General features: G+C 42.0%; 15 protein-coding genes. 4 read left to right on the forward strand and 11 right to left on the reverse strand.

From position 1 onward, the window contains the following. Positions 1-31: 31 nt before the first annotated feature. Entirely contained in the window at positions 32-1,111 is a 1,080-nt protein-coding gene (locus tag NST79_RS12975; RefSeq protein ID WP_212058903.1) for a glycosyltransferase, read from the reverse strand. After that, on the reverse strand, positions 1,108-1,578 hold the full coding sequence (locus tag NST79_RS12980; RefSeq protein ID WP_167559464.1) for a hypothetical protein: 471 nt from the start codon (positions 1,576-1,578) through the stop codon (positions 1,108-1,110). The genes NST79_RS12975 and NST79_RS12980 overlap by 4 nt, the downstream gene beginning before the upstream one ends. Before the next feature lie 179 nt (positions 1,579-1,757). Here NST79_RS12980 and NST79_RS12985 point away from each other — a divergent pair, with 179 nt between their 5' ends. Continuing rightward, positions 1,758-2,111, forward strand: a complete 354-nt coding sequence (locus NST79_RS12985) for a hypothetical protein (RefSeq protein ID WP_003245993.1) — start codon at positions 1,758-1,760, stop codon at positions 2,109-2,111. Further along, positions 2,108-2,572, forward strand: coding sequence for an endolytic transglycosylase MltG (locus NST79_RS12990; protein ID WP_014480272.1), 465 nt, complete (start codon positions 2,108-2,110; stop codon positions 2,570-2,572). The genes NST79_RS12985 and NST79_RS12990 overlap by 4 nt, the downstream gene beginning before the upstream one ends. 28 nt (positions 2,573-2,600) lie before the next feature. Here NST79_RS12990 and pstB (NST79_RS12995) read toward each other — a convergent pair whose 3' ends face one another. The 9 genes from pstB (NST79_RS12995) to NST79_RS13035 all read right to left on the reverse strand — a co-directional run bounded on the left by pstB (NST79_RS12995) (position 2,601) and on the right by NST79_RS13035 (position 12,094). Continuing rightward, positions 2,601-3,383 (reverse strand): phosphate ABC transporter ATP-binding protein PstB, encoded by a 783-nt coding sequence (gene pstB / locus NST79_RS12995; RefSeq protein WP_014480273.1) that lies wholly within the window; start codon positions 3,381-3,383, stop codon positions 2,601-2,603. A 10-nt stretch (positions 3,384-3,393) separates the two neighbouring features. Continuing rightward, positions 3,394-4,203 carry a phosphate ABC transporter ATP-binding protein PstB gene (gene pstB / locus NST79_RS13000; protein ID WP_015384102.1) on the reverse strand — a complete coding sequence of 270 codons (810 nt, stop codon included), beginning with the start codon at positions 4,201-4,203 and terminating at the stop codon, positions 3,394-3,396. 20 nt (positions 4,204-4,223) lie between these two features. After that, on the reverse strand, positions 4,224-5,108 hold the full coding sequence (pstA, locus tag NST79_RS13005; RefSeq protein WP_003230103.1) for a phosphate ABC transporter permease PstA: 885 nt from the start codon (positions 5,106-5,108) through the stop codon (positions 4,224-4,226). Beyond that, on the reverse strand, positions 5,108-6,037 hold the full coding sequence (gene pstC / locus NST79_RS13010; RefSeq protein WP_046160595.1) for a phosphate ABC transporter permease subunit PstC: 930 nt from the start codon (positions 6,035-6,037) through the stop codon (positions 5,108-5,110). Before pstC ends, pstA begins: the two co-directional genes overlap by 1 nt. Positions 6,038-6,105: 68 nt before the next feature. Then, positions 6,106-7,008: a phosphate ABC transporter substrate-binding protein gene (locus tag NST79_RS13015; protein ID WP_015714269.1), complete on the reverse strand. Its 903-nt coding sequence runs from the start codon at positions 7,006-7,008 to the stop codon at positions 6,106-6,108. 153 nt (positions 7,009-7,161) lie between these two features. Further along, the gene (pbpA, locus tag NST79_RS13020) at positions 7,162-9,312 is read right to left on the reverse strand and encodes a penicillin-binding protein 2 (protein ID WP_212058905.1); all 2,151 of its coding nucleotides are present in this window, start codon (positions 9,310-9,312) and stop codon (positions 7,162-7,164) included. 113 nt (positions 9,313-9,425) lie between these two features. Further along, the gene (locus NST79_RS13025) at positions 9,426-10,718 is read right to left on the reverse strand and encodes an MFS transporter (RefSeq protein ID WP_003230095.1); all 1,293 of its coding nucleotides are present in this window, start codon (positions 10,716-10,718) and stop codon (positions 9,426-9,428) included. A gap of 106 nt (positions 10,719-10,824) precedes the next feature. Further along, positions 10,825-11,433, reverse strand: coding sequence for a superoxide dismutase SodA (gene sodA / locus NST79_RS13030; RefSeq protein ID WP_004398583.1), 609 nt, complete (start codon positions 11,431-11,433; stop codon positions 10,825-10,827). A 178-nt stretch (positions 11,434-11,611) separates the two neighbouring features. Further along, a complete protein-coding gene (locus NST79_RS13035) occupies positions 11,612-12,094 on the reverse strand; it encodes a DUF456 domain-containing protein (RefSeq protein ID WP_212058907.1) in 483 nt (160 codons plus the stop codon). Positions 12,095-12,203: 109 nt separating this feature from the next. On the opposite strand from NST79_RS13035, the gene NST79_RS13040 reads away from it, so the two are divergent. Together NST79_RS13040 and NST79_RS13045 are read left to right on the forward strand one after the other, a co-directional pair. Beyond that, the gene (locus NST79_RS13040; RefSeq protein WP_015384107.1) at positions 12,204-12,965 is read left to right on the forward strand and encodes a DUF1189 domain-containing protein; all 762 of its coding nucleotides are present in this window, start codon (positions 12,204-12,206) and stop codon (positions 12,963-12,965) included. Between the two features lie 94 nt (positions 12,966-13,059). After that, positions 13,060-13,359 carry a LysM domain-containing protein gene (locus NST79_RS13045; RefSeq protein ID WP_003230087.1) on the forward strand — a complete coding sequence of 100 codons (300 nt, stop codon included), beginning with the start codon at positions 13,060-13,062 and terminating at the stop codon, positions 13,357-13,359. The last annotated feature ends 86 nt before the right edge of the window (positions 13,360-13,445 follow it).

A 13,445-nucleotide genomic window follows, 5' to 3' on the forward strand; every position in this document is an offset into this window, starting at 1 on the left:
CACTATAATGGACGGAATGCTAGGCTGTTTTTCAATGAATTGCTGAATTATTGATGATACGCTCATAAAGCTGCAAATATGATGACGTAATGAGTCGGGGGTGGTGGAGCTTAAACACTTGTTGTCTGCCAGCTTCTTTTATCCGGCGGGCTTTCTCCCGGTCTTTTAAAAAGCTGTCCAGCAGATCAGCCGCTTCCTGTACGCGCGTAAAATCAGCGATGATTGCCGTTTTGTCATGAACGGCATAATCACAAAAACCACCCGACTGAGAAACGACAGTCAGCACACCTTGTTCCATGCTTTCTTGCGCGGCAAGCCCAAACGGTTCATAAGAACTAGGGAAAACAGCCATTTCACAGTGAGACAGTAACGTTCTGATGTCTTTCCTATTGAGAAACGGCAGAAACATGACACGATCCTTCAGGTTATATGCCGCAGCCAATTTCTCATAGGAGGACAGAGACGGCCCCTCCCCAGCCAGCACTAGATAGAGGTCAGGCTGACGCTGCTTCAAGTAGGCAAATACCTTTAACAGCTGCGAAAATCCTTTTTCCGGAACGAACCTTCCATATGAAAAGAGGAATCTTCTATTTATGCTTCTTTGGATTTTCCCCTTCTCTTCCTCCATAGATGCAGGGCTTGGGATAACGGTTATTTTTTTATGTGCTGCCTTATTAAGAGACCGCTTCATAAATGTGCTTAATACGATCAATGCATCAGCGGATTCTATAAGGAGCCGTTCGGTCTTGAGCCTGTATGGGTGTGGGGCTTCTCGGCACACCTTCTTCCTTTCTCTTTCAAGACCGTGGATTGTCGCAGTAAGCGGAAGGCCAAGCCGTTGTTTCAAATACTGGGCGGCAGGGGCAGTTGTGTCATCATGGGCATGAATCAGATCAAAGCGTTTATTGTGTGATAACACATGGCGAACCATTGTAAAGTTAGCATCAGCTATGTAATCTTCAAACTTCGCATACGAAAACAGCTGCCCGCTCGGAGTACAAACTGTAATGTTGATATGAGGGTTTAAATAGGAATTGAGGCGGTTTAAATGGACACCGAGCCCGCTTTTCGGCTCATCGGGATGTTCGGGTGAAAGCATGAGAATGTTCACCGTTCTTTTTCCCCTCTCCCATAACAGGTGTATGCAGAAAATTGCGCCTCCCACCTGGTATGCGCTTCCTCAATCTGAAAGCTGTTTATATGACGAATCCCATTTTCATCAAGATAGATGTCGTCTGTATCGGCAAGCTTGAGAGAGACATTCATTGAATTCACAATTCTGTATTCAGCCCGATATACAGCATCACCAGCCGCCTGTCTAATCGTCCATTCGCCTTTATCATACGTTGTGCGTTTTGTCCTGACAGCTTCAATGTCTTTTCTTTTGATGACAATCCGCAATTCTTTTATCATATCCTGCGTTTTTTCGAAAAGGACCGCTTCAGCCAGCCGCATTGTTTCTTCCGAGATTTCCCAGCTTACGGTCAAGGTGTGAGCGTTTTGAATGATTATGTCGAATGTGTCCCTAAAAAAGGAAAGCTTATGTCGTATATTATAGGGAAATGGGTGTTTATCCATGGACTCCTAACATTCTCCTTTCCAATCGTTCACTTCGTGTTCCTATTAAACCATTACATAAAGAAGAAGCAAAGAAAGATTTCTCGACAAAATCTCGTTTTTTTCGCGAATTCCTTTAGAAACTATTGGTTTTATGGTATAAAAAAGAAGGATAAAAAAAGAATAGAAGGTGATGAAACGTGGAAATTGCTATTATTGCGTTGTTTATCGTCAGTATAGCGCTAATTGCATTCTCATATTCTCAAAGAGACCCGATGAAAGATGTAGAACAGGAGCTCGAAACACTGCAGCTTTCTGCGATGCAGGAAATTTACAAGCTCAAAAAGAAAATGACAGTGCTTGAGGAAGAATTACTGGAAACAAACCTTGTCATTCGCAAATCAAAGCAGAACGACATCAATCAAAAAATCGCTAAACAAATACTTTCTAAATATAATAACGGTATGTCAGCTGAAGCGATTGCTAAAGCTGAGCATGTATCAGTGGAAGACGTGAATACGATTATCAAAGATAATGAGAAGGTGCTCGTATGACAAAACGGGGCATTCAGGCATTTGCTGGCGGCATCATTTTAGCGACAGCCGTTCTTGCAGCTGTTTTTTATCTGACTGACGAAGATCAGGCCGCTGCTGTAAAAGATAATAAAACAGTAACTGAACAAGACGTGAACAATTACCTTGATTCTAAAAAAATGGTTTCTGTGAACCGTGATGAATATCAAAAACTTCTTGATTCAAAAGAGAAATCGTTGACCGATGACAGCAGCTCAGACACGAAAACAGACAAAGTCAAAACGTACAAGCTCAAAATTAAAGATGGCATGAGCACTGCGGATGTATCTGCTATTCTTGAAAAAGAGGGCATTATCTCTTCGGCTCAAGACTTTAATGACTATGTCATTGATGCCGGCTATCACAAAGAAATTCGTGCCGGCGAGTTTAAAGTAAAATCAGACATGAGTTTCAAAAAGATCGTAAAAACGTTAACACGATAAAAAAACAGGCTGACTCAGCCTGTTTTTTTCATCCAAACTTTCCTGAAATGTAATCGAGCGTTCTTTGGTCCTTCGGGTTAGAGAACATTTTATTCGTATTGTCGCATTCAACAAGCTCGCCCATGTAGAAAAAGGCGGTTTGATCAGAAACCCTTGCTGCCTGCTGCATGTTATGCGTGACAATGACAATTGTATATTTATTTTTCAGCTCTAGAATGAGTTCTTCAATTTTTCTCGTTGAGATTGGATCTAGTGCAGATGTCGGTTCATCCATCAGCAAAATATCAGGATTGGTCGCAAGTGCTCTGGCGATGCAAAGACGCTGCTGCTGGCCCCCTGACAGCGAAAGAGCGGACGTATGCAATCGATCCTTCACCTCATCCCATAACGCCACGTCTTTTAATGACTTTTCCACAATTTCCTGAAGCTTCTTCTTATTTTTGGTGCCGTGGACTCTCGGTCCGTAAGCCACATTATCAAAAATAGATTGCGGAAACGGATTCCCTTTTTGGAATACCATGCCGATATTTTTTCGCAAATCCACGATGTCCACTTTATCCTTTAAAATGTTGCTGCCATTATAGTTCAGCTCACCTGCAAGCTTTACATTCGGCGTCATTTGAATCATTAAATTCAATGTCTTGATAAAGGTCGATTTCCCGCATCCGGATGGACCGATAATCGCCGTAACCTCATTTTCATAAATGCTCAAATTGATATTTTTTAAAGCATGATGCTGTCCATACCATAAGTTCATTCCATTGACTTGATAGACTTCCTGTTTCATTACAGCTTCGGTAGCAATACTCATTGCCGCCCTCCTATCCGAATTTCCCGTTAATATAATCCTCTGTCTTTTGCTTTTTCGGACTCGTGAAAATCTGTTCGGTCTGTCCGTATTCTACAAGCTCGCCGTTTAAAAAGAATGCCGTCCGGTCAGAAACCCGCAGAGCCTGCTGCATATTGTGCGTGACAATAATAATTGAGTATTCTCTTTTCAATCCTGTAATTAATTCCTCTATTTTCGCATTTGAAATCGGATCAAGCGCTGAAGCTGGTTCATCAAGCAGAAGAACAGCCGGCTTCATCGCAAGTGTTCTCGCGATGCATAAACGCTGCTGCTGGCCGCCGGATAACGAGAGTGCGGATGAATGTAAACGATCCTTCACCTCATCCCAGAGGGCCGCTTTTGTTAAACTTTCTTCCACAATTTCATCTAAAACAGCTTTATTCCGCTCTCCGGCATATTTCAATGCATGTGTGATATTCGCATAGATCGATTTCGGAAATGGATTTGGTTTTTGAAAAACCATTCCGATTTCTCTTCTCAAGCTGACAACGTTAATATTGCCGCCCAATATATTTAATCCTTCATAAAGGATTTCACCTTCCGCTCTTGCAGATGGAATTAAATCGTTCATTCGGTTAATATTTCTCAAAAAAGTAGATTTTCCGCATCCCGACGGCCCAATTAAAGCAGTCACCGCATTTTTTTCAATATCCATGTTTACATGATGAACGGCTTGTTTATTTCCGTAAAAAATAGACAGATCTTTGACCTCAAGCACGTGATTCTGCTTCGGAACAATAACAGCTCGCTCAGGTTTTTCTTTTACCATTTGTTCAGACATGTTTTTCGCCTCTTTCCGTTCTAATTTGCCGTAAGCTTTTTGTAGATCATCGTGCCAAGCCATCTCGCCGCGAGATTAAACACAAGAACAGAAATCACCAGCACGGCAGAACCACCGTTGGCAATCGCTTCAGCATCCGGAATCATTCCTTGTGTATTGACGTTCCAAATGTGGACCGCAAGTGTTTCAGCGGGCCTGAAAATATTAAGCGGTGATGTTTCCGAAAACGGGTTCCACTCCGTAAAATTAAGACGCGGTGTTGTCAGGCCTGCCGTAAATAATAATGCGGCCGCTTCCCCGAACACCCTTCCTGACGCTAAAATTGCTCCTGTGATGATAGAAGGAATCGCACTTGGAATTAAAACTGTTTTTACGGTATGCCAGCGTGATACACCTAAAGCGAGAGAGGCTTCCTTCAGATCTTTAGGGACTGAACGGATCGCGTCTTCTGTCACACGCACCATGACAGGAAGGTTAAAAACAGTTAACGCAAGCGCTCCGCCTATGATCGTATATCCCCAGCCTGTTAAGTTGACAAACATCAATAATCCAAACATCCCAATGACAATAGACGGAAGAGATGAAAGCACCTCTATACATGTTCTGATGAAGTCAGTTACTTTGTTATTAGGCGCGTATTCAGCCATGAAGACTCCGCCGCCCACACCGAGCGGGATTGTAATCAGCATTGTAATAAACAAAATATAAAAGGAGTTAAACAGCTGATCTCGTATGCCTCCTCCAGCTGCAATGGCGCTCGATTTTGTTGTAATAAATTGAAAACTGAGCTGAGAAACACCGTTTATAATAATATAGGAAAACAAACCTACTAAAATGGCAGCGATAATGGCTGCACACAAACCAAACATTCCGGTCGCCAGTTTATCTGTTATTTTGCGGTTCATTACACTTTCCTCCTAGATGACAAGTAGCGAATAAGCAGGATGAACAAGAATGACATCACCAGAAGCACAAGCCCCATTGACCACAGCGTATTGTTTTCAACACTTCCGTATGTGGTGTGGCCCATATTCAGCGTGATGATCGTTGTCAGCGTTCCCGCAGTGTCAAACAGGCTTTCCGGCAATACTCTTGTATTTCCAATGACCATCTGAACAGCCAAAGCTTCACCGAACGCCCGAGCCATGCCTAACACAACAGCTGTCATCAATGTTGGAAAAGCCGCAGGCACAAGTACTTTTCTGATCGTCTGCCATCTTGTGGCACCAAGCGCGTAAGAACCCTCTCGTAAACTCTTCGGAAGAGAAGCCATTGCATCAGCAGAAATCGATGTGATCGTCGGGAGAATCATGACGGAAAGGACAATCGTTCCCGCCAATAAACTGTGCCCTGTTCCGCTCGATTTGAAATGGGCGATAAACGGCACCAATACTGTAAGACCTATGAATCCATAAACAACAGATGGAATACCGACTAAAAGCTCAATCACCGGCTGCAGCACTTTCTTTCCCCAATTCGGGGCAATCTCTGTCATAAAAATCGCACCTGCAATGCCAAGCGGCGCAGCGATTAGAGCAGAAAGAATCGTTACTGCAAATGAGCCAAAAATAAATGGCAGCACTCCGTATTTCGGATCACTATCTGTAGGATTCCAATTTAAGCTCGTTAAGAATTCAATTGGGCTTACACCATTTACAAGAAAAGATTGCAGCCCCTTCACGCCGAGGAAAATGGTGATCGCAACAGATGCCGCAATCATAATCAGCGCACATGCTGTCACAATCATTCTTCCCCGAACTTCATCCAATTGCCGATTTTGCCTTGAGCTGATTAAACGCTCGCTCACAGACATATTTTCTCTATTGTTTATCATTGTTTTACACTCCTATGAATGTGTTAAGAGGAGAAACGGTTGTCCCCGCACTCCTCTTTTTATTAAGATCAGCTTTGCTTCCCTTTGGCATCGCGTGTCACTTTCATATCAGTAACCGGAATGTAGCCTTGGTCAGTAACAATGCTTTTTTGAATGTCTTCACTCTTTAGATAATCAAGAAATTCTTTAGCTAAACCTGTCGCTTCACCTTTTGTATAAGAATGCTGATAAGCCCAAATCGGATACTCGCCAGTTGCTACATTTTTCGCTTCAGGTTTAACACCGTCAATAGATAGAGCAGTTACTTTGTCATCTGTTAAATATGAGAATGCAAGATATCCAATCGCTCCCGGAGTATCAGCAATGATCTTTTTCACCGTGTTAGAGGAATCTTCAGTAATGCCTTCTGCAGGCTCCGCTCCGTCAAGCGCATATTTCACAAATGTAGCACGTGTGCCAGAAGAATCAGGACGGTTTACAAGTGTAATCTTTTGGTCTTTGCCGCCGAGCTCTTTCCAGTTTTTGATTTTGCCAGTGAAGATTTTTTTCAATTCATCTTTTGAAATATCCTTTACACCAGCATCAGGGTTTACAGCTGCTGCCATACCAACTACAGCGACTTGATGATCGACAAGCGCTTTTGCATCGATGCCTTCTTTTTCTTCAGCAAAAACGTCTGAATTCCCGATCTGAACAGCTCCTTCAGAGACTTGAGAAAGCCCTGTTCCAGAACCGCCAGCTTGTACCTGTATATCAGCATCAGGGTTTTCTTCCATAAATTTTTCCGCGGCTGCAAGTACTAGTGGCTGCATTGCCGATGAACCAGAAATGGTTAAAGAACCTGATGCCTTTTCTTCTCCTTTTGCAGAATCGCTATTCGATTTTTTACTTTCTCCTGCATTTCCGCATGCAGCTGCAATCATCATAAAAGCAGCCATCAGAAGCATAAGCACCAATTTGTTTTTTTTCATTTCCTGAATTCCCCCTGCGTATAATGTGTAATTTGTCCTACACGTATAGAGTAAAGGTTCTATGTAAAAAGGGTTTGAACCGAATGTAAAGGTTTTGTAAATCAGTGCGTTTTTTTGTATAAAAAAACGCCCACATCATGTGAGCGTTTCTTTTTAGTTATCAGAAGACGTTGTGTTTTCTGCATTTTCTTCAATTTTGTCTTTATTCTTTTGCTGAGTATCTTCTTTGTCCTGCTTCGATTTCAGCTCAAAATATTTATCCATTACTTCCCTGCCGATTTCGTTTGTAATGGTATATTTAGCGCTGTAATCAATATAAGCCCAAGGGACTACTACAGAGATCGCAATCTCAGGATTATCAGCCGGTGCATAGGCAACAAGTGTCGTATTATAAGTCGCTGTTCCTGTTTTTGATTTATCAGGTCCATCATAGAACGATTGTGCTGTTCCTGTTTTACCAGCAGGCTGATATGACGCTGAAGCAAATTGGCTGGCAGCTGTCCCTTTTGTCATCACCCGTCTGAATCCGGCCTGAACCTCTTTAATGTATTCACTCTTCATGTCGATTTTATTCAGCACTTCCGGCTGAACGGATTGCACGACAGCACCGATCCCTCTTTTAGCATCAGGTTCTCTGACTTCCTTTACAAGCTGAGGCTTTAAGCGATATCCGCCGTTTGCAATCGTTGATACGTATTGCGCAAGTTCCAGCGGTGTATACGTGTCGTATTGCCCGATCGCATAGTCAAGCAAGAATCCCGTCAATCTGTCTGTTCCTTTATAGCCTGTCATTTCATTCGGAAGATCAATTCCAGTTTTGACACCTAATCCAAATTGGCTGAAATAATTACGGAACGTATCAAAGGCCGTCGTATCAATCGGTAAAGCTTGGTGCGGTTTATATTCACCTTTTCCGAGCGCGATCGCTGTTTTAAACATAAATACGTTAGAAGACTGCTCTAAGGCTCTTTGAATATTGACCGGTCCTAAGTTAGTCCATGACTTTTTACCGCGTTTATCCTGACCAATATATAAAGGTTCATCTTGAAAAACAGTATTCAGATTGATAGCTCCGGTTTGAAGGCCTGTCAAGACTGTTGCGCCTTTGACTGCTGAACCCATGGCGTAAGATGACGTCATTGTACCTAAAGCGTAATCATCAATTTTATATTTCCCATTTTCTTGTTTAATCTGCTTGCCCGCCATTGTAAGCACTTCACCGTTTCTTGGGTCCATCATGACAACGAATGCCCTGTCTAACAATTGCGTGCTTGGTCTTGCTTTAGCAGATTTGAGGTTCTTCTCAATGATTTTTTCCACTTCTTTTTGCAAATCAATGTCAATCGTAAGGACGAGATCTTTACCGGCTTTACCTTCAGAAACGGTTTTCGTTCCCGTGACATTGCCGTTTGAATCTGTGATATTTTCGACTTTGGCTTTTTGGCCCTGCAGAAGGCTTTCGTATTGGTATTCCAGATAACTTTTTCCGACCCTGTCATTTCGGCTGTAGCCAAGCGACAGATAATGGTCGAGCAAGTTGGACGGCAATCCTTCATTAGAGCTGGACACACTTCCGAGCACTGAGCGAAGAAGGTTTTTATACGGATATTCACGTTCCCAATCGGACGTGACATCAACACCTGGCAGTTCGTCTAAATGTTCACTTACCACTGCCATTTCCTTCGCTGATACATCTTCGTTTTTGATATATTGAGGGGTCAATGCATAGCCCGAATCCATCTGTCTTTTGATAGCGAGGATCTGCATATCTTTATCCGTCAATTCATTCAGCTGCTTATCAGTAATCCGTTTTAGCTGAAGCTGGTATAAATCGTCATCGGATATTTTTTTGTCTTCAACCTGCTGTCTTTCTTTAGAGCTAATGAGCTTTTTCGCTTCTTTCGGTCTAGTCAAAATCCAATAATCTTTTTTATCCCGTTCTGTTACTTTTTTTGTATCGACTTTGATCATGTCAGACAGCTTTTTTGCGATCTTTAAGCGCTGTTCTTGCGTGGTCGATTTAGATCTCGTGTATGTGATTGCATTTAAAGCCTTATTTGTCACAATGGCATTAAAGTTTCGATCATAAATTTTCCCGCGTGGTACCGCTGAGCTGACTTCACTTTGTTCCTGCTTATTCGCTTGGTTTTTGTAATCATCGCCTTGCACGATCTGCTTGATGCCCAGTTCCACAATAATCCAGGTGAATATAACAAAGGCAGCTAAAAATAAAATATTCAGCCGGATCGGAAGCGACTTCTTTTTCTCTTTATGATTTTGCTTTTTTGGTTTATTTCTCCTCATAACATCACCTTTTCTATTTACAGAAAGAAAAGACACTCAAGTAAGAGTGCCAGTTTTCATTTTAAAGGTTTTTTCGACTTTTTTCTACAGATAACCCCTTTTTGGCAAAAAAATTATCTCTCGCCTTTTAACAGGGTCGGTTCTGTTACCCGTTTTTGGCCATCTTCTTCCATGGTTTCATTTTCCCCTTCTTTCTCCTTAAAACGGATATCCTTGACAAAGTAATAAATCAAAGGATGTCCTATACCCAATATCGCAAGTGACAAAGGAATTCCCACATCCTCTTTCAGAAGGGCCACAATCAGGAGAAAGCACAAAATGGAAACAATTCTGCCGGCGTTCAAGAACATTTCTCTAAGCACGATATATTCAATTCTTGCTTTTCTGGCATGCCTCGCGCGCCCTATCACATCATATGTAAGTGATACATATGGCACAAGCAACAGAGGATAGCCGATGGCAATAAAAACGCCATACGTTAATAATGTCGAAAAGCTCATATGGAACAGAATCAAAAACAGCGCGCCATACAAAATAAGTCCGCCCAGCAAAATCGATTTTTTTCTCGCCTTTTTCTTAATCAGCCTGGATGCAAAGTAGTAGGCAAAGAAGGAAACAGCTGAATTGACAAGACCGAATGTACCGAGAGCAAGTTCGCTGTTTGTCTCAATAAATACAAACACACTGATTAAAAAGACAAAAATCCCTTCTCTCAAACCCTGAAAAAAATGCGCATTCGTGATTCTCCGCCAATTCATATTGCTATGGCGCTCTCCAAATACTTTGCTCAGCATAAAACGGCCCTTTGATTCTCTCCGTTTTAAGAAAAAGCTCATCACGACAGCCAGGGCAAATAAACTGAGGGAGAGACTGAAAATCACTGTATAACCCGTATTATTTTCAAGCCTTGAGATCACGAATCCGGCTACAATCGGGCCGATCATTCCTGCAGAGGAAGACAGAATGCCCATAAACCCGTTGAAAAAGTCTCGTGTATCCGGCTCTGTTATTTCAAAGGTCAGTACGTTAAACGCTAGCCAATAAAAGCCATAGCCAACTCCGAGCACCGCGCCGATTAGCACGAGGCGGCTGGCCGCCGTTTCTCCGGCTAAAAGCACACTTAAATAAAAGGCAGCTAAAAAAATGACGCCGAACCTTAAAATGAATACCCTGTCTATTTTTTTGGCTAACCGTCCAGCCAAATAAAAGGTTATCGGCTGCATTGTCACAATGGATAAATTATATATCGCCAAATCAATAAATTTCCCTGACTGCTTCCAAAGATACACATTAACAAATGTATTGGACAGTGCAATTCCCAGCGAGTAAAGCCCGCCAATGGTCAGCAGAAAGAGTAACCCTTTGTTTACGTCTACATCGCCTATCACTTTTTTTAGTTTGCTCATTACTGACTCCCCTTTACTATCCCTTAGTCTGTCTCACTCAAACCGAGATATGTAAAAAGAAGACATAAAAAAACAAGGTCCCATAATGAGGACCTTGTTTGTGCCATTATTTTGCTTCGCTGTATAGACGAGCCACTTCGTCCCAGTTTACAACATTCCAGAAAGCTGAAATGTAATCAGGACGGCGGTTTTGATAGTTAAGGTAGTAAGCATGCTCCCAAACGTCAAGACCTAAGATAGGCGTTTTGCCTTCTGAAAGCGGAGAATCTTGGTTTGGCGTGCTTGTGATTTCAAGTTTACCGTTGTTCACAACAAGCCATGCCCAGCCAGAACCGAAGCGTCCAGCTGCTGCTGCTGCGAATTGCTCTTTGAATTTGTCAAAGCTTCCAAATACACTGTTAATCTCTTCAGCAAGCGCGCCAGTCGGTTCGCCTCCGCCGTTTGGAGATAAAAGTGTCCAGAATAATTTGTGGTTCGCGTGTCCGCCGCCGTTGTTGCGGACTGCAGTGCGGATGTTTTCAGGAACAGAATCAAGATCTGCAACAAGCTCTTCAACTGATTTGTTGGCAAGAGCAGTGTTTCCTTCAACCGCTTTGTTTAAATTTGTCACGTATGTGTTGTGGTGTTTCGTATGGTGAATAGTCATAGTTTCCTTGTCGATATGCGGTTCTAAAGCATCGTACGCATAAGGTAATTCTGGAAGTTCGTAAGCCATGATAATTCCTCCTTAGTATATATGTACTGAAATGCCGCTTCACAGCGAGCCTTTCTTCATTCAATGTAACAAAAGAATGCTTTGTAATCAATGAAAAAGCTCACGATTTGGCTCATTTCAGCGGACATATTTCACTTTAACCGATAATCTGCCCCATTAAACCTGCCGCCAGCATTTCTTATAGGACCGTCCATAAAAAGTATCCGATCATCAAAAGCTGTGTGATGCCCTTTGCAATAACCCCTGTTAAAAAACCAATGAGTGAGCCGAGGCCAATTTTAAACGCTGACTTTAAGTCCTTCTGATGAACGATAAGTTCTGCGCAAACAGCCCCGATAAACGGCCCCAATATGATCCCTGCAACCGGAATGACAAAAGGCCCGATTAATAAACCGATCGTGCTTCCCCATATGGCAGCTTTGCTTCCTCCGAACCTTTTTACTCCAAGCAGATTCGACACGTAATCTGCTGCGAATAATACTGCGGCAAAAACTGCCTCAACAAGCCAGAACATATAAGAATACGGACTGAATGAAAATAAAAATCCGTACAATACAAATCCGGCAACAATAAATACTACGCTCGGAATAACAGGATACACCAGCCCGATAAAGGCAATGATAAAAACCGCTGCAATCAACAGCCAATACAACATATCCATAGCTTCCATCCTCCCATTTTACTCTGTCTTCTTCATGTCTTCCTTGTATTCACACGCATGCAACGATACAATAAGCAACATATATTAGTTTAGCTAGGAAGTGAAGATAGTGAATGTGTTTCAGCTTTTCATTAAAAGTACATACTCTCCCCGTGATATTGCAAAAACAAGATTTCAAGGAATCGGAAAAGCGATTCTTTATGTATTTTTGCTCTCTGTCCTGTTTGCAATCCCTACCGCTTATTATGTAAGTACAGGGACCGTAAAATCAATGAACGGCTTTAAAACTGTTTTAAACAAAGATTTCCCTGATTTCACAATTTCAAACGGCAAACTTCAAACGGATGAGAAAAAAGCCACGGAATCTCAAGCAAATGGTTTCGTTATCGTGTTCGATCCGACAGACTCCTATGGCACTGAACAAATTGAAGCAAAGCAAAACGCGATCGGCATCCTTCAGAACAAATTTGTTTTGGCCATTGACGGACAAGCCCAAGAAATGTCTTACTCAATGATGCCATCAGAGTTACAGAAAAAAGATGTCATTGCAGGGTTAAACCAAAATAAAGCGATGATTGTAACTGTTCTCTCAGCTCTTATTTTTCTCGTAACAGCAGCGGGAAAATTTATTGAAGTATCGTTTTTAGCGCTTATCGGGTTAATCATTAAGAATTCGCAGAAAAAACATTTATCCTATCATCAGCTCTGGAAGCTTTCTGCTTATTCCATCACCCTTTCAACTGTATTCTTTACAATCATGCGGGCATTAGAAGCAACCGTACCAAGTGAATTTTTGCTGAACTGGTTTGTCAATTTTGTCATCCTGTTTCTCGTTTTAAAAGAGATTCCGTCCAAAAAAGCTGCTGTATAAACCGAGACTGCATTCGCAGTCTCTTTTCTTTTGTCATGAATCGAAATGGACAAGCATACTATGGTATAAAATTTCGTATGCGGGAGGAAAAGCGATGAAGCGTCTCACCTTAGTATGCAGCATTGTTTTTATACTTTTTATTCTTTTTTATGACCTTAAAATTGGAACCATACCCATTCAGGACCTCCCTGTCTATGAAGCATCAGCAAAAACGGCTGTACAAGAACCGGCTTATAAAACGGTGAAGGTAAAGCCGGGTGATACGGTTATGTCGATAGTCGGATCAGCAGGTTCTCCGGATGACATTGTAAAGGATTTTGAAGCACTGAATCCAAATGTGAAAGCCAATGCCATTCAAGCGGGAACAGCGTATAAATTCCCGGTCTACCCTTAATTTAACGTTAATTTCTTGTCAGTTCGGCGAAGACACTGTTACAATGTAATTTGTAAAATAAATTCACATAAACCATACTAGAATTG

Origin of the sequence: Bacillus sp. PS196, assembly GCF_037963555.1 — a bacterium.
GTDB lineage: Bacteria > Bacillota > Bacilli > Bacillales > Bacillaceae > Bacillus > Bacillus subtilis.